This window comes from Mangrovibacillus cuniculi (genome assembly GCF_015482585.1).
GTDB lineage: Bacteria > Bacillota > Bacilli > Bacillales > R1DC41 > Mangrovibacillus > Mangrovibacillus cuniculi.
Genome location: NZ_CP049742.1, coordinates 43175 through 59870, shown reverse-complemented (window position 1 = coordinate 59870; position 16696 = coordinate 43175). Strand labels below are relative to the sequence as shown.

At 38.0% G+C, this 16696-nt stretch carries 16 protein-coding genes; 3 read left to right on the top strand and 13 right to left on the bottom strand.

Going from position 1 to position 16696, the window contains the following annotated elements; translation table 11 throughout:
• Window positions 1-92: 92 nt before the first annotated feature.
• From G8O30_RS00265 to rlmD, 5 genes are all read right to left on the bottom strand, one after another.
• Window positions 93-998, bottom strand: coding sequence for a hypothetical protein (locus G8O30_RS00265; RefSeq protein ID WP_239673018.1), 906 nt, complete (start codon window positions 996-998; stop codon window positions 93-95).
• 88 nt (window positions 999-1086) lie between these two features.
• Entirely contained in the window at window positions 1087-2538 is a 1452-nt protein-coding gene (locus tag G8O30_RS00260) for an MBOAT family O-acyltransferase (RefSeq protein WP_239673017.1), read from the bottom strand.
• A gap of 178 nt (window positions 2539-2716) precedes the next feature.
• On the bottom strand, window positions 2717-4105 hold the full coding sequence (locus G8O30_RS00255; protein WP_239673016.1) for an AMP-binding protein: 1389 nt from the start codon (window positions 4103-4105) through the stop codon (window positions 2717-2719).
• Window positions 4098-4346, bottom strand: a complete 249-nt coding sequence (locus G8O30_RS00250; RefSeq protein ID WP_239673015.1) for an acyl carrier protein — start codon at window positions 4344-4346, stop codon at window positions 4098-4100. Before G8O30_RS00250 ends, G8O30_RS00255 begins: the two co-directional genes overlap by 8 nt.
• 422 nt (window positions 4347-4768) lie before the next feature.
• Entirely contained in the window at window positions 4769-6145 is a 1377-nt protein-coding gene (gene rlmD, locus G8O30_RS00245) for a 23S rRNA (uracil(1939)-C(5))-methyltransferase RlmD (RefSeq protein ID WP_239673014.1), read from the bottom strand.
• A gap of 171 nt (window positions 6146-6316) precedes the next feature.
• Here rlmD and G8O30_RS00240 point away from each other — a divergent pair, with 171 nt between their 5' ends.
• Together G8O30_RS00240 and G8O30_RS00235 are read left to right on the top strand one after the other, a co-directional pair.
• A complete protein-coding gene (locus G8O30_RS00240) occupies window positions 6317-6841 on the top strand; it encodes an RNA polymerase sigma factor (protein WP_239673013.1) in 525 nt (174 codons plus the stop codon).
• Window positions 6834-8102 carry a DUF4179 domain-containing protein gene (locus G8O30_RS00235; RefSeq protein ID WP_239673012.1) on the top strand — a complete coding sequence of 423 codons (1269 nt, stop codon included), beginning with the start codon at window positions 6834-6836 and terminating at the stop codon, window positions 8100-8102. Before G8O30_RS00240 ends, G8O30_RS00235 begins: the two co-directional genes overlap by 8 nt.
• A gap of 71 nt (window positions 8103-8173) precedes the next feature.
• On the opposite strand, the gene G8O30_RS00230 is transcribed toward G8O30_RS00235, so the two are convergent.
• Window positions 8174-8596: a DUF4395 domain-containing protein gene (locus G8O30_RS00230; protein ID WP_239673011.1), complete on the bottom strand. Its 423-nt coding sequence runs from the start codon at window positions 8594-8596 to the stop codon at window positions 8174-8176.
• A gap of 136 nt (window positions 8597-8732) precedes the next feature.
• Between G8O30_RS00230 and G8O30_RS00225 the strand changes: the two genes are divergently transcribed.
• Window positions 8733-9266, top strand: a complete 534-nt coding sequence (locus tag G8O30_RS00225; protein WP_420844582.1) for a GNAT family N-acetyltransferase — start codon at window positions 8733-8735, stop codon at window positions 9264-9266.
• A gap of 30 nt (window positions 9267-9296) precedes the next feature.
• On the opposite strand, the gene G8O30_RS00220 is transcribed toward G8O30_RS00225, so the two are convergent.
• The 7 genes from G8O30_RS00220 to gatC form a co-directional block, all read right to left on the bottom strand.
• Entirely contained in the window at window positions 9297-9977 is a 681-nt protein-coding gene (locus tag G8O30_RS00220) for a YdcF family protein (RefSeq protein WP_239673010.1), read from the bottom strand.
• 111 nt (window positions 9978-10088) lie between these two features.
• A complete protein-coding gene (locus G8O30_RS00215; protein WP_239673009.1) occupies window positions 10089-11003 on the bottom strand; it encodes a diacylglycerol kinase in 915 nt (304 codons plus the stop codon).
• A 502-nt stretch (window positions 11004-11505) separates the two neighbouring features.
• Complete coding sequence (locus G8O30_RS00210; protein WP_239673008.1) at window positions 11506-12306, bottom strand: arylamine N-acetyltransferase; 801 nt, start codon at window positions 12304-12306, stop codon at window positions 11506-11508.
• 198 nt (window positions 12307-12504) lie between these two features.
• The gene (locus G8O30_RS00205; RefSeq protein ID WP_239673007.1) at window positions 12505-13047 is read right to left on the bottom strand and encodes a thioredoxin family protein; all 543 of its coding nucleotides are present in this window, start codon (window positions 13045-13047) and stop codon (window positions 12505-12507) included.
• A gap of 132 nt (window positions 13048-13179) precedes the next feature.
• On the bottom strand, window positions 13180-14610 hold the full coding sequence (gene gatB, locus G8O30_RS00200; RefSeq protein ID WP_239673006.1) for an Asp-tRNA(Asn)/Glu-tRNA(Gln) amidotransferase subunit GatB: 1431 nt from the start codon (window positions 14608-14610) through the stop codon (window positions 13180-13182).
• A gap of 13 nt (window positions 14611-14623) precedes the next feature.
• On the bottom strand, window positions 14624-16081 hold the full coding sequence (gene gatA / locus G8O30_RS00195) for an Asp-tRNA(Asn)/Glu-tRNA(Gln) amidotransferase subunit GatA (protein ID WP_239673005.1): 1458 nt from the start codon (window positions 16079-16081) through the stop codon (window positions 14624-14626).
• A 12-nt stretch (window positions 16082-16093) separates the two neighbouring features.
• A complete protein-coding gene (gene gatC / locus G8O30_RS00190) occupies window positions 16094-16384 on the bottom strand; it encodes an Asp-tRNA(Asn)/Glu-tRNA(Gln) amidotransferase subunit GatC (protein ID WP_239673004.1) in 291 nt (96 codons plus the stop codon).
• Window positions 16385-16696: the final 312 nt, after the last annotated feature.

The window sequence follows — 16696 nt, the reverse complement described above, 5'->3', positions numbered from 1 at the left end:
ACTCCAAAGTACTTTCCTACTTGTTAGTATGATCTATTAAATGGAATTTATTACTTGAAAGGAAGATGGAAGTTAATTATTGGTTCATTTACTTATAAATAACCCAAATCCTTGAGGTCTTTATACACTATCCAAGATAACTTCTTTCTTCCATCACTATTCAAATGGTCCGGGTCCAGATAATAATTTTTGTTAGTGGAAAATCTCTCATCCCTCATATAATTTAAAAACGGGACATCCAGTTCATGAGGTTTTAAGTACTGAAAGACTAGTTGATCCATGACTTCCTCATTAAAATACTCTTGATAAGACTGATGCACAGGCTCCATCGTTAAAACTACCTGATACCCTTTGTCTTTACAATATTCAACGATATCTACTAACTTCTCTACACTTTGTTTTATGTTATTAGTTTCAGAAGCTTGTCGGTATTGTTCTTGTACCATCTCAAACTTTCTTTTCGAATAGTTTTTACCGTTGTTCGCCCATGTTTGATGAGCATTCCATTTAAATGTTTTCCATTTACGTGAGAGCGCTGAAGTAAAGATCCCACTGTTTGTTCCAGGTACGTACATATAACTGTAATAATCCACTAAGTGAAAAGGGTCAATATCATTACGATCTAATATTCTGTAATACTTACCGATACTGTCGACCTCAGAATCGACGAAAGAAATTTGGGAAATAGAAATAAGCACTATTCCATTTGGTTTAAGATATTTTCCATACTCCTTTATCAGCTTTAAATCGTATTCAAATGTCTGACCAGGAAGCGCTAAATCTAAATGGGCCAACCCAGTCGGTTTAAAATAATAACCGTACATAGAATGAGATGCACCCAAATTAACGATATCAATGGAAATTGGGTTCTTTTTAAAACCTTGTATTTCATGACTTATGTTGTAATCATAAGAATTCTTTACAAAGTTATTTACTGGGATGAATAGTAACAAAACGCCAGTAACAATCATTGTTACCTTCATGAATAAACGTTTCATAGTAGATCCTTTCCATACTGTGTTTCTTTTACTTAAATGACAAAACATCACTGTTCATCTGTGTTAGATAAACCTGATTGCACCTTTATTAAAACCTTCCATAAACAAACCCATCACCAGAAACACCAAATACAAGTACTGATAGGATAATAAAAATATAAAACGCATATCTAGTAATAAGGGAACGCTGGGATAGCAATTTCCATGTGGAAACTTTTTTTCTTTCGATATATTGAAACAGCTGTAAAATAATAAAGAAGAAACTAAAAACGACAAAATCTAGTAACGTAAATAATTCCAATGCCTTGAAGATTCCAACTGGGCTCCATGAACTGATAGATAAGAATAATTGCGCATTTTCAAAAGCTTGTGAGACGGAATCCGATCGGAAGAAAACTCTTGCAAAGCATATTAGGAAGAAAGTGATGGAAATCTTCATCCATCTGTGTAGCGTCGGACTTCTATCCAAACGAGTGAATGAAACCACTTTTTCTCGATAATGTTTTGTATAATCCCCAAATACTCTATAGATGCCGTGAATAAGACCCCATAAAACAAAAGTCCAAGCAGCACCGTGCCAAACACCACTTACTAGAAAAGTGATGATAATTGCTACATAAATGTCACTTCTTTTCTTCTTGCCCTTACAAAGTGGGAAGAAGATATAGTCTCTTAGCCATGTAGAGAGCGTTATATGCCATCTATTCCAGAAATCCGAAATGGATACGGCAAAGTGCGGTTGCTTAAAGTTTTCCGATAATTTTATTCCTAGTATTCTAGCACAACCGATTGCGATATCACTAAGCGCTGAAAAGTCAGCATACAGTTGTATGGAGAATAATATAGTACCTACCACAACCTCGGAACCAGTCGGATTAGGACTATCGAATACACTAGATACAATAGGTGCTAGTCGATCTGCAATCAGTGTTTTCTTAAAGAACCCCCATGCAATACGTTTCATCCCATAACTTATATTTTCATACTCTAAACTTTGTTCCGCTCTCAATTGTGGAAGTAACTTCTTCGCGCGTTCTATTGGTCCAGCAACCAATTGTGGAAAGAATGCAAAATAAATGGAGAAATAGCCATAATGTCTTTCAGCCTTTTGCTTCCCCTTAGAAACATCTACAAGGTAACTTACTGCTTGAAAAGTATAAAAAGAAATTGCTATTGGTAATAGTATTTCTTGGTATGGTATGGAATAATTCCAATTAAAATATTCTGCAACCGCTCGAAGAGATTCATTTACGAAATTAAAATATTTAAACCAACCGAGAAAGAATAGTAGAATAGAAATGCCCAAAAGCATAACGTGTTTTTTTTGTTTTTTCGTCTCCTGCTTCTCAATTACTATTCCAAAAAAATAAGTACACACTGTACTTAAAATGAGTAACGGTAAAAATTGAACATTGATCATTCCGTAAAATACATAACTTGCTACTAATAAGAGAATCCATCTAAATTGATGAGGAATTAAATAATAAATACATACAATTATTGTGAAAAATAACAGAAACTCAATAGATATGAAACTCATATAACCACCTGATAAAAGTAAACTTAAAACTCCGCAATATGTTGACAAATAATGTAGAACTCCTATACCATACACCACTGTGGCTTAACATTTTTAAATGTAGGTAGTACCCACCGTTTTATTATGAACTAGTTAGGTTTGTCCGTAGTACATATTTACTTAGTACGGTTTTTAATGATTATTTTGGTAACTCTGCATAAAGAATTTTCCCATATTGATTACGAGGGATCTCATCGATTTTCATAATAGTAATGCCCTTTAAGTTTACTTTTTCCTTCATTATTTTTTTAATCTGAACATCATCATCTTTTAACGTGTAAATATACAACTTGTCATCCGTGCCAGCGCAAATACACTCATGACCATACTCAGATAAAATTCCTTCTACTTCGTCAAGACTGATACGGTTCCCATAGTTTTTAATCATTCTTTTTATCCGACCACATATAAAAAAGTATCCATCTTCGTCAAAATAAGCTATATCACCTGTACGTAAAAAACCTCTGTTTTCATCTGGGTTTGAAAGATCATCTATCGACTCTGCATACCCCATAGAAACATTTTCACCTTTGTAGATTAATTCACCCCTACTATTAGGTTCTGTAATAGCGTTCCCATGTTCATCTTGCAGACTTAGCTCTCCACCTGGAATAGCAATACCAATACTTCCAACTTTCTCAACGTTTTTTTCGCACGGTAAATAGGCCATACGCGCTGTCGCTTCCGTTTGACCATACATGGAGAAAAATTGTATCCCTTTTTCCCTACATACTTTAGCAAATTTAGTAGAAAGAGAATCACTTAATTTTCCACCTGCTTGCGTTAGCTTCTTTAGACTTGGTAGTTGAAAATTTTCGAACTTAAGTCTATCGAGCATCTCATACAAGAAAGGAACTCCGCCAAAAGTTGTTGCTTCTTGGTCTCTACATAAGTCCCAAAATTCTTTAGAAATAACAGATGCATTCGTAACAATTATTGACGCCCCACAGATCAGATGACTATTAATGATTGATAGTCCATAGGAATAATTCATCGGTAATGTGGTGATAGGTTTATCCTCTGCAGTAATGTCCAGGTACGTTGCTATTGATTTAGCATTTTCAAAAATATTTTCATAGCTTAGTCGAACAAGTTTGGGACTACCTGTACTACCAGAGGTTGTCAAAAGTAAGGCTAGGCTTTCATGAAGATTATGTTGATGTGGTGACGGGGACCTAAACAAAGTATAATCTCCAAAAGAAAATGAACTTTCCATTGTATTTACTAAATACTGATCTTTGCTTTTTGCCCAAATATACGTAGGCTTATATAGGTCTATCAATCTTCTCAACTGATCCATTTGAATAGAAGCGTCAAGAAGAACAGGCACAACACCACCTCTAATAAAGCCCACGTAGCCAAATAAAGATTCTTTATTGTTGGAACATAGGCAAAAAACAAGCGTTCTACCACCTACATTACTACCTATATCATCAGCAATTTCTAGCATTTCAGAGTAAGAGTAATTTCGATCAGCATATACAGCGGTGTTGTTCCCAAAATCATCTAGTGTTTGGAAACTATTCATTAATAAAGTCCACTCCTAAGCGTTTCAATAATTCCAGCCCTGAACTATAAGAGTTAAATTCTGTCATCCACTCCGCATCGATGGAAACGTCAAACACATCTTCCATCTCAGAAATAAGTCCCATATGTCCAATAGAGTCCCATTCTCTAATATCGCCAAGTGCTAGATCTTCTCTTACTTCACTTTCTTCTATATCGAGTGCAGTAATAAATGCATGTTTATATTTGTCTATGTTTCTCATTTCATTACATCCTTCCCTTTATGTTCATTAGTGTAGTTATCCCTAGTCTATAAGCGAAAGAAAATGATGAGTGAATTGTGCCCCCACCAATTCCCAATAATCGATTGATAACAATTATCATTTTCATAGAGAATTTTAGCATATTGCTTTTTATATGGTCAATGACTCATGAAGCTTTTTTAATAGTGGCTTACGAATTCGGAGGATAATGGATATCCAAAATCGAAAATATGACCATCTGAAACTTCACATCGAATAATCAACCAAGTATATAAAGGAAACTTATCTGAGTAAGGACCACATCACGTGGTCAATGATGAGTTGTTGCTGTTCACGTAACAAAAAATGTCACTCCGGTATTATAATACCGAAGTGACACACGATAAAATATAAGTAAAATATTCCGTTTATATACTTTGTTCCTATTTTAAGGTCAGCATGGCGACTGCCTCGACATGACTTGTCTGCGGGAACATATCTACAGGCTGCACTTTCACAGTCTTATATCCACCATCTTCTAACACGCGTAAATCTCTAGCTAACGTTGCTGGATTACACGACACATACACCACACGCTTTGGTTTCATAGCCATAATGGTATCTAATAAAGCTTGATCGCAGCCTTTTCTTGGTGGGTCTACTACTAACACATCAGCCGTAATTCCGTTTTTATACCAATTAGGAATAACAACTTCAGCAGGTCCCGCCTCAAAAGTAGCATTGGAGATGTTGTTTAACTTTGCATTTACCTTCGCATCTTCAATAGCTTCTGGAACAATCTCCACTCCGTATACATGCTTTGCTTGCTGTGCCAAGAATAACGAAATCGTCCCAATGCCACAATATGCATCGATGACATTTTCTTCACCAGTCAACTGTGCATACTCTAACGCTTTATCATATAACACCTTTGTTTGAACCGAATTAATCTGGTAGAACGAACGTGCTGAAATAGCAAAGCGAATGTCGCCAATGTTATCATAAATAACATCCGCTCCCCATAAAGTATTCGTTTCCTCACCAAAAATCACATTTGTTCGCTTATTATTAATATTGTGGACAACTGAAGTAAGTCCAGAGATCTTTTCGGTTAAAGCACTTACCAATGCTTCTTTCTGCGGGAAAGATGGTGTTCGAGTAATCAGCACCACCATAATTTCTCCAGAAGTTCTTCCAACCCGTGTCATCACGTGGCGAAGCGTTCCCTTATGTGTTTTCTCGTCATAAGGACGGACCCCTAATCGTTCCGCTTCTGCTTTCACAATTTGCAATACTTCATCGTTCTTCTCCTGCTGAATTAAACAATGATCCATATCAATAATCTCGTGCGTACGCTTCGCATAAAATCCAGCCACTAACTTTCCATCCTGCTCTCCTACTGGCATCTGCGCTTTATTACGATAGTTCCAAGGATGCTCGTCCATTCCGATTGTTGGATGAACAGGAACGTCTGGTAGTTTCGCAACTTTCTTCATTAAGTCTTTTACCTGTTTTTGCTTCGCTCGTAGCTGCCCATCATAGGAAAGATGTTGTGTTTGACAACCTCCACAACGACTATAAATAGGACAAGGTGGCTCTACTCGATCTGGGCTTTCTGAAATCAATGTCTGTAAACGACCAAACGCATACCCTTTTTGCGTCTTCACAACGCGGATTTCAGCTTTTTCACCTGGTAAGGTATTGGGTGTGAATATAGGATACCCATCTACTTTCGCGACTCCTAACCCTTCATGCGTTAAATCCTCCGCGGTTACTTCCACGACATCATTCTTTTTGACTGGTGCTGTAAATTTACTCATTTCATTTCCTTCACTTTCCGTTCGATTTCGATTTGTTTATTTTATCACACGAAAGGCTATTGGAGAAATGTCTCTCTTTACACTTACAATTATTGTTACAATAAAATTAATTTTCCTTTTAATGAACTTTTTCCATACTTATATACTCTTATTAGGGAGAGAGGTGAGGCAATGATTATCAAGGATTTAGTAAAGAGCGCAAAACAAGGAAATAAAGAAGCGCTCCTGACACTAATTTTAGAAGATAAAGACGATTACTACCGATTAGCCTATTCCTATGTTGGAAACCAACACGATGCGATGGATGCAATGGAAGATATGATCGTAAAAATATATGAAAAGATACATCAATTAAGGAAGCCTGAGATGTTTTATAGCTGGAGTCGTTCGATTTTGGTCAATAGTTGTAAAGATCAGTTAAGAAAAAGAAAGAAAATTATATTAGTAGATGAATTTGCCACTACGGCGGATGCACATAACCCACATACACAACAAGAAGCAGTGCTGGAAGTTCACTATTTGCTTGAACATATAAATGAACACCAACGGGAAGCCATCACCTTGAAGTATTTGCACGATCTAGATTATAAAACTATCGCTGCTATCACCAATGTTTCTATCGGAACAGTGAAGTCAAGGATTTTTCAAGGAATGAATAAATTGCGTGACATCGTTAGGAGGGATTTAAATGACTAGATTGGAAGATCAATTCTTAAAAGACAAGCAAAAATTGGAGCAATTGCAGGTTCCAACTGACCTAGCAGACCGATTACAGGGAGCGCTTGATCAAGTGCCGACTAGAAAGCCAAAAAAACCATTCCGACCAATGGTGCTCACTTCAGCAGCTATTTTGTTCTTATCTCTTGGGACCTATCATTATAGCGGATTAGCTTATTACGGAAAGCAGATTATAGGGTATGATGAAGTTTCTCGAGAAACGTTAACATCCCTACACGAAGAGGGAAAAGGTCAGGTAATAGATGAGCAGATTACGTTGAGCGATGGGACTGTTGTCTCTTTTGATGCCATTCTGTCGGATGAGAATCAGTTTATTTTTTACTATTCGATGGAAAATGACGAAGAAATCGAACATTCAAATTTCACTATTAATAAAATTTCTGGATTTTTAACTGATAGCATGCGTACTTACAGTGTATCTTCAAAAGTTAGAGGCACCCAAATAATCACAACTCAAGCTTTTGAACCGGTCAATGGGTTTGCAAAAAAATTAACATTGCATTATACAGACTCTACCGGAGAAGCAGGAACATTTACATTTAATTATGATGCCAACAAAGCTTTACAGACTACTTTAAAGAAATCGATTAATCATAAAGTTCAGGTGGACAAAGGACATTTTGTCATTAACGATTTGATTGCGACTCCGACAGAAACACTCATTACTGGTAAAGTACATGTTAGCAATTATGGACGTATATCTACTTCTGGATCTGGTTTGGCTTTATACGCTAATGGAAAACCTCTAAATCCTCTAGGTGGTGGTTCCTCTTCTAACGGAATTACTACGAAAGCTGAATGGCGATTTGACGCTTTACCAAAAGATTTAACTAAACTTGAAATTGTGGTAGAAGAGTTTATAGGATATAAAAATTTAGACACTTTCGTTTCAATGGATTCCATACCAAAAACACATAGCTTCAATAATTCTCTATATGTGCTATTTAAGGAGATAAAACTGCAAGACAATAATATGCACGTGACAATTCAAACAGAAGAAAATGTATTATTAGATGATGTATCAATCAGTACAATTAGCGGAGCAAAGATAGATTTACAAACAACTATTAATTCGGCACTTATAAAAACGCAAAAAGGAGAACTTCTAAAAGAAAGGACACTAGTTTTTCCAACTAATGAAAAAATGGAAGAATTATATATTGGAGGAATGCATTACTTAAAGGATTACCAAGAAGTAGTCGATGTTCATTTAAAATAATGCTTGATTAAGCAAAACAAAAAAGCTTGAGAAGAAAATACACCTTCTCAAGCTTTATTTGTCGATATTATCTATGCACTTTTTTGACTTCTACGGTATCTATATTGTTGCCATTGGAACCTTATAAAACATCCAACGCAAAATCCTAAAATTGCTACAAACGCTGCAGTTGCAACCATTCCAGAGAAGATGAAGTATACTGCAGTAATTCCAGAGTATGCACCTACTAGAGCCACCGCTTGGCAAATTACCGCAATCCACTGATTAAACTGCTGTTGCGCTACATCTTCTTGTGGGTATTCATTAAATGGTTTCTTTAAAAAAGGTTTGGCTAATTCTATAACAACATTCTTTTTAAAAAATAAACTAATCAGTCCTACAACTAGTGGAATAAATAAAGTTGCTGGTTGGTTGGCGATCCATGCCACAAGGACGGATGCCACGATGAACCATTGATTCGTCAATACTAATGGTTTAGGTATCGAGGTCGGCATCTTTAATCCCTACCTTTCTTATCTTCTTTATTGGTTATTATACACAGTTACGTAAAAAGAGTGAAGTAAAATAACCTATTGTTAATAACTTCCTACTTTGCTAGAATAGGAGAAATTATCGTTAGGGGGATGATGAATGATGTTGCAAATTAAAATTGACGACGAGTTAAGCCTACGGATTTTGGAGGAAAGGCACGCAGAGGATTTATTTGCTGCTGTTGATAACTGCCGTACATATCTACGCGAGTGGTTACCGTGGGTGGATGCAACCAGAACAGTGCGAGATTCCAAAGACTATATTAAGTTTGGGTTAAAGAAATTCGCAGACGGTCAAGGTCCTGAGTTTGGGATATGGTACAAAGGGGAACTGGCTGGAGTTATCGGATTACACTATATTCACTGGCAAAACAAGAAAAGTAGCATCGGTTATTGGTTAAGCGAAAAGTTTCAAGGGAAAGGTATTATGTCTAGAGCAAATGAGGCGATGCTTTCCTACATCTTTGAGGAATTAGATTTAAATCGAGTGGAAATACGTGTAGCTACGGAAAACAAAAAATCAGAAGCTATTCCTGAACGCCTTGGATTTGAGTTGGAAGGCATTGCACGTAAAAGCGAAATCATTTATGGGCGTACTGTGGATCATAAGGTGTTTGCGAAAGTTCGAGATTAAGATAAAAACCTACCGATATTGGTAGGTTTTTTACTTGGTTATTTGCTTTTCCACTTCATCAACCCAGGTTCTAGCTTTCGCCACAACAGAATCTAAATCATTCTCTTCGCCTAAGATGGATTCTGCAGGGAAAGCAATCATATAACCCATTACGTACACAACTTCTTTAATAAAGAAAGGGATCTTTGTTTCATTTGTTTGATAAGCAGATGTCGGAGTTGGGGATGGTTGAGCATCCAGACCAACATATTCTGCCAGAAGACTAGCTCGTTTCATGTGATAAGGGTCACTTACTAATACGACACTTTCTAGACCTTGTTGATCTACTAAGTTTTTGGCATTACGCAAGTTTTCCTGCGTGACTTGTGATTCATTTTCTAGTAAAATCGCATGAGCAGGAACCCCTTGTTCTATGGCAAAATTTCTACCTGCTTCTGCTTCCGAAAAATCACTACCTGTTCCTCTTCCACCCGTAAATATCAACTTATCCACTTTCTCTTCTTCAAAAAGAGAGATACCATGAAGAATTCGTTGTTCATAGACAGGAGATGGCTTTCCATTCCACTCGGCAGCACCAAGTATAATTGCTGCATCCGCCTCTTCAACTTCTCTTTCTTTTCCATAGTCCCATACACTCCACGTAGCGTATCCGACAAAGCTAATACAAATGATCATCACAACTGTAATGATTTTTTTAATCAAACGAAACATCCTGTCCCACACCTTTACAACTCTTCGCTTCAGTTCTATATCTCTTCTGTTACTGTATCATGAATAAGCAGTAATTTCATCCACAAACCCAGGAATGAAGCGTACTAATTATTATATCTGATCTTGAGGTCTCACGTTTTCGATTGGAACAAACACTTCAAAATGACGATACAAGTTCGTAAATTGTGCTGGCAAGACTCCACCGAATTCTCCATCCAAGTTTAACTGTACTTTTTCTTCTGTCGTAGTAACATTGATACGATTAGCTTTTGTATAGATTACATGATCATCATAGATATGTTCACCTCTTACAGCTAATGTCGCAATTCGAATAAAGTCCGCTAAAGACGTTTTCTTTAGAATTAGCAAAGTAAAGAGACCATCATTAATAGAAGCATCTGGTGCAAGCTTTTCAAATCCACCTACGGAATTTGTTAATCCAACTAGGAAAAGCATCACTTCTCCTTCGAATACTTCGTTATCATATTCAATTTTCACATGCGAAGCACGGATAGAAGGAAGCATTTCGATTCCTTTTAAGTAGTAAGCTAGTGCCCCTAGCATAGTTTTTAATTTACTAGGAACTTCATACGTTAGCTCCGTCAGACGTCCTCCACCAGCGATGTTGATAAAGTAGCGATCATTCATTTTCCCAATATCCACTGGAAGCGTATCACCTTTTACAATGATGTTGATCGCTTGATGTACATCTCTTGGAATGTGTAATGCACGTGCAAAGTCATTTGTTGTACCCATCGGAACAATACCAAGCTTCGGCCTATTTTCAAAATCAGCAAGACCGTTCACCACTTCGTTAATGGTCCCATCTCCACCAGCGGCAATAACTAAATCAAATCCTCGCTCAGCAGCAGCTTTAGCAGCTTCCGTAGCGTCCCCTTCACATTTTGTTGCATGACAAGATGTTTCGTACCCTGCATTCTCTAATTTATCTAATACTTCCGGTAAATGTTTTTTAAAAAGTTCTCGTCCAGACGTGGGATTATAGATAATTCTAGCTCTTTTCATTTTGTACCCCCTTGTCCTTTCTTTGCATAATCTATTTTTATTGTTTCCTAAGAAGTATGTTCTTCAAACTTCTTTTAGACGAAGGTTATCATACTAAATTTAGACGTAAAAAGCACTAGGAAAGTTTCGTTAATATGGTATTTTTCTAATTTTATACATTTTCGTGACACAGGAATGCCTTATTCTCTTCTCGGCACCCAGTTCCCCGGCCGAGATGTGTATAGAGCACTCCTATTCTCTTCTCAGCACCCAGTTCTCCGGCCGAGATGTGTATAGAGACCTTCTATTCTCTTCTGAGCACCGAGTTCTCCGGCCGAGATGTGTATAGAGGCCTTCTATTCTCTTCTGAGCACCGAGTTCTCCGGCCGAGATGAGTATAGAGGTCTTCTATTCTCTTCTCAGCACCAAACCCTACGTCCGAGATGAGTTTACAATTCTCTCTCTAACATACAAAAAGAGAATCGACAGGCCAGACCGAATGATTCTCTTCCATTACTCTCTATTAAGATAAAAATAAATCTAGTTCCTTCTCTTTCAAGACTCCGACGGCACTTTTTAATGTCTCTTCGTCCACTTGATACACTTGTTGTACTGTATGTAGCCATCGTTGCTCGTCTTTTAGTTTTAATTCTCGGCGTGCGCGATACGTCATGATCTTTATTGTGTCATTTCTTAAAAAGTAACACTCGTTGCCACTAAAACGAACTGCTGTTAGACGGTTCATCGTCACGTTTTCTACGTCGTCTCTATAGGAAGCCTTCATATCTTCTATAAAGTCCTCTTCCTGCAAGGCAGTCCACTCAATTTCTTTGGTAACGAATACTTTTCCATTAAAGGATCTTTCAATCGTGTATCGGTTGTCACCGGATTGGATAAAACGGATTTTTTCACCGAATCCTTGCATCGTTTGTTCCCGACGACTTTCTAGTTCGATCGGCTTCATTAGAGGAGAACCATACCCAACATCGACATAGAACGCCCGGTTCTCTAGTATTACTTGAAGTCCTACATGTCCAGGATTAACGCGAACTAAGTGGACGTCGAACCCTAAGTACGTTAATAACCTGGCAAAGTTGAAATTCAATGTGTAACATGTCCCACCCCAACCACGGCGTAATGCTTCGTCTACATATCGCTCAAAACTTGGAACCAAAATTCCTTCTACCGCATAGTGAAATTTACTAAAATTCTCGTATGGCACTCGACTTAGTTGCTGTTGGATTAATCGTTGTAAATAGTTCACGGTAGGCACTTCTTTTTTCATACGCAACCCTTGTAAATAGCGCTCTACTGCTTTCTCCAATGTTGTTCTCCTCCTTTCTCTAAATATTGCCCGTTCTCTTACTTTCTCTCAATCTACCACAATTGAAATAGCTTACACAACTGTCAAGTTAAAATGTTACAAACATTTCAGTAACAAGACAAAATGCGACAGATTTCTCACTAAATGCTACAAGAAAAAGCTGTCTAGGCAAGAATCCTAGACAGCTTTAATAACTACTCAAAATATACGCTTCATACTTTCATACACGGCATTCCAAAGTTCCTTATCAGAGACATACTTTTGCTGTATTCCAGCATACAACTCTTTCGTTGCTTCTTCAAAGTTCTCTGCCTCTTTTGGCGGTAATGTTGCTCGCTGTTGATCAACAAATGCTTGCGCTTCTGGCGCACGTGGTCCCCATTTTGCTACTTCTTTTCCTTCTTCGTCAAAGACTACCATAATGGGAATTGCTTTCGCCGTTCCATTTGTTAAGTAGTGATCGATTAATTCTGTGGAATCACGATACACTACTCGCGTTGGGATGTTAGCTGCTTCTGTGATTCTGAAGAAAATCGGGACATTCATCATCGCGTCTCCACACCAGTCTTCTGTAATCACTACTGCGTTCCATTCTCGTTTAGCAACATCATCCCAGAATGATTGGTCATTAGTTGGAACCGTGAACTGTTCGTATACTTTCATAAAAGGTTCTTGTAACTTTTCCATTCTGTTCATGTAATTTTCCGGAATTAGTCCGTTTTCAAAATGTTGTTTTAGCATCTTTATCCTCCTCCAACCATTTACTGTCTCTACCATACGCCAAAGTAAATACACATAGCAAATGTTAGATTTATATATGAAAAAATCCCAAAAGAACATCTAACGGTCCTTTTGGGATGAATATTGCTATTCTTATCTCTTTTGAATTTCTTCTAAAAGAATTTTATTTACCATTGGCGGATTTGCTTGGCCTTTGGATTTTTTCATGATTTGGCCTACTAAGAAGCCGATGGCACGGTCCTTACCGTTTTTGAAGTCTTCGATAGATTGCGGGTTCGCATCAAGCACTTCAGAGATCATCGGGCGTAAGACACCTTCGTCAGAGATTTGAACAAGCCCTTGTTCTTTTACAATCTTCTCTGGGTCTCCACCTTTTTCTGCAAGTGTTTTAAATACTTTTTTCGCAAGCTTAGAAGATAGCGTACCGTCTTCAATAAGCTTAATCATTTTCGCAAGTCCTTCTGGCGTTAACGCACTGTCTTTTAGCTCTTTTTGCGCAGAGTTTAAGTATGCAGATACTTCACCCATTAGCCAGTTAGATGCTAACTTCGCATCAGCGCCTTCGTTAACTGTTGCTTCAAAGAAGTCAGACATGTCTTTTGTTAACGTTAGTACCATTGCATCGTAAGCAGGTAAGCCGAGCTCATTTACATAGCGAGCTTTACGAGCATCTGGAAGCTCAGGGATTTCCGCACGAACACGGTCAATCCATGCATCATCAATTTGAAGGTGAACTAAGTCTGGCTCTGGGAAGTAACGGTAATCGTCAGATCCTTCTTTTACACGCATCAAGATTGTTTTCCCAGTAGACTCATCGAAACGACGTGTTTCTTGGTCAATTACTCCACCTGATAAAAGAACTTTTGCTTGGCGCACTTGCTCATGCTCTAATCCTTTACGGACAAAGTTGAACGAGTTTAAGTTCTTTAGCTCTGTTTTTGTACCGAATTTCTCTTGACCGTATGGACGAAGAGAAATGTTCGCATCACAACGAAGAGATCCTTCTTCCATTTTACAGTCTGAAACACCTGTATATTGGATAATAGATTTTAGTTTTTCAAGGTATGCATATGCCTCTTCTGGCGTACGAATATCTGGCTCCGAAACGATCTCAATTAGAGGCGTTCCTTGACGGTTGTAGTCTACTAAAGAATAACCATTGCCAGAGTGCGTTAGTTTTCCTGCGTCTTCTTCTAAATGAAGACGAGTGATACCGATTTTTTTCTTTTCTCCGTTTACTTCGATTTCAATCCAGCCGTTGTAGCCGATTGGTTGGTCAAATTGAGAAATCTGATATGCTTTCGGGTTATCTGGATAGAAGTAGTTTTTACGGTCGAACTTCGTATCACGTGCAATCTCCATGTTTAACGCTAGAGCTGCTTTCATTCCCCAGTCGATCGCCGTTTGGTTCACTACCGGAAGAACTCCTGGATATCCTAAGTCGATTACGTTTGTGTTTGCATTTGGTTCAGAACCGAAGTGATTCGGTGCTGGTGAAAACATTTTAGAATCTGTTTTTAACTCTACGTGTACTTCTAGACCAATAATCGTTTCAAAGTTCATCTGAAGTCCCCCCTTACAAGTTTGGCTTTTCTTTATGGAATGAAGTTGCTTGCTCATATGCATGTGCAACTTTATATAGTGTAGCTTCATCAAAATGACGTCCGATAATTTGTAATCCTAGTGGTAAACCGTTAGAGAATCCACATGGTACAGAGATACCTGGCACTCCTGCAAGGTTAACTGGGATTGTTAAAATATCATTTGCATACATCGTTAATGGGTCAGAAATTTTCTCTCCAACGTTGAATGCAGGTGTTGGTGTTGTAGGTCCAACAATCACATCATACTTTTCGAATACATCTTCAAAGTCTTTTTTGATTAACGTACGTGCTTGTTGCGCTTTACGATAGTAAGCATCGTAGAAACCAGAGCTAAGAGCAAACGTACCAAGCATGATACGACGTTTTACTTCGTCTCCAAATCCTTCTGCACGAGTCTTTTTATAAATTTCTAATAAGTTCTCTGCATTTGGAGAACGGTACCCGTAACGTACGCCGTCAAAACGCGCTAGGTTTGCAGATGCTTCTGAAGAAGAAAGTAAGTAATACGTAGCCACACCGTATTTAGAATGCGGAAGAGATACTTCTTCCCAAGTAGCTCCAAGTCCTTCAAGAACTTTAAGCGCATCTAAAACAGATTGACGTACTTCCTCTTGTACACCTTCACCTAAATATTCTTTAGGTACAGCGATACGAAGTCCTTTGATGTCACCAGTTAGAGCTTCTGTATAGTTTGGAACTTCCGCAGGATAAGAAGTCATGTCTTGAGGGTCATGTCCCGCAATCGCTTGTAATAAGTACGCATTATCTTCAACAGATCGTGTAATTGGTCCAATTTGATCTAAAGAAGAAGCAAACGCAATAAGTCCATAACGAGACACACGGCCGTATGTAGGTTTTAGTCCAACCACACCACAGAAAGAAGCTGGCTGACGAATCGAACCACCTGTGTCAGAACCTAGTGAGAAAGGTACTTCTCCAGCTGCTACCGCTGCTGCAGAGCCCCCGGAAGATCCTCCTGGTACAGCATCTAAATTCCATGGGTTACGAGTTTTGTTATACGCAGAGTTTTCTGTAGAAGAACCCATTGCAAACTCGTCCATGTTTAATTTACCGATTGTAATAGAACCTGCTTCCTCTAATTTACGAACAACTGTTGCATCATAAATTGGGTCAAAGTTCTCTAAAATTTTACTCGCAGCTGTTGTGCGAAGCCCTTTTGTCACAATGTTATCCTTCACACCGATAGGCATACCGAATAAAAGGCCTTTCGCCTCATCCGTGCCTAAAAGCTCGTCTAATTCCTTTGCTTTCGCACGAGCGTTTTCTTCGTCTAACGTGATAAAAGCTTTTACTTTGTCTTCCACAGCGTTAATACGTGTATACGACTCGTTGACTAAATCCGTTACACTAATTTCTTTTTTATGTAGTTGTTCCATTGTTTGGGACAAACGTTGATCAAATAACGACATGGTAAGCCCTCCTTATTCTAAAATGGATGGAACACGAACTTGTCCATCTTGATGATCTGGTGCATTTTTTAATACTTCTTCACGTGGCAATCCAGCAATTGATTTATCTTCACGCATCACATTTTTTAGCGTAAGAACGTGTGTAGTTGGTTCTACACCAGTTGTGTCTAATTCATTTAACTGTTCCACAAATCCAATAATGGAACCAAGTTGTTCTGCAAATTTATCCACTTGTTGATCATCTAATTCTAGACGAGCAAGATGAGCAACGTGCTTTACTTGATCTTTTGAAATCTTTGTCATGATCCTTGCACCTCCAATATGGTTACGAACACTCGCAATACCTTTGATAATAGCAAAGAAAGGCTATACCTCGCAACTTGTGTGAGTATTTTGTGCATAGATCTTTCTATATTAGGACAAAGTATTCGTGCGACCTCCGATAGGGTTGTCTAATTTTCAGAATATTTTTATTTTAATTTGTTTATGGTAACGCTTTCATTACTGGTTTAATGGTAATTATAGCTTGTCACAAATTTGTAACATTACGTTTACATGGTTGAGACACTGGGTATAGTTTGTTAGCGTTATATAGGAAAGTGCGTTTTTAAGCGT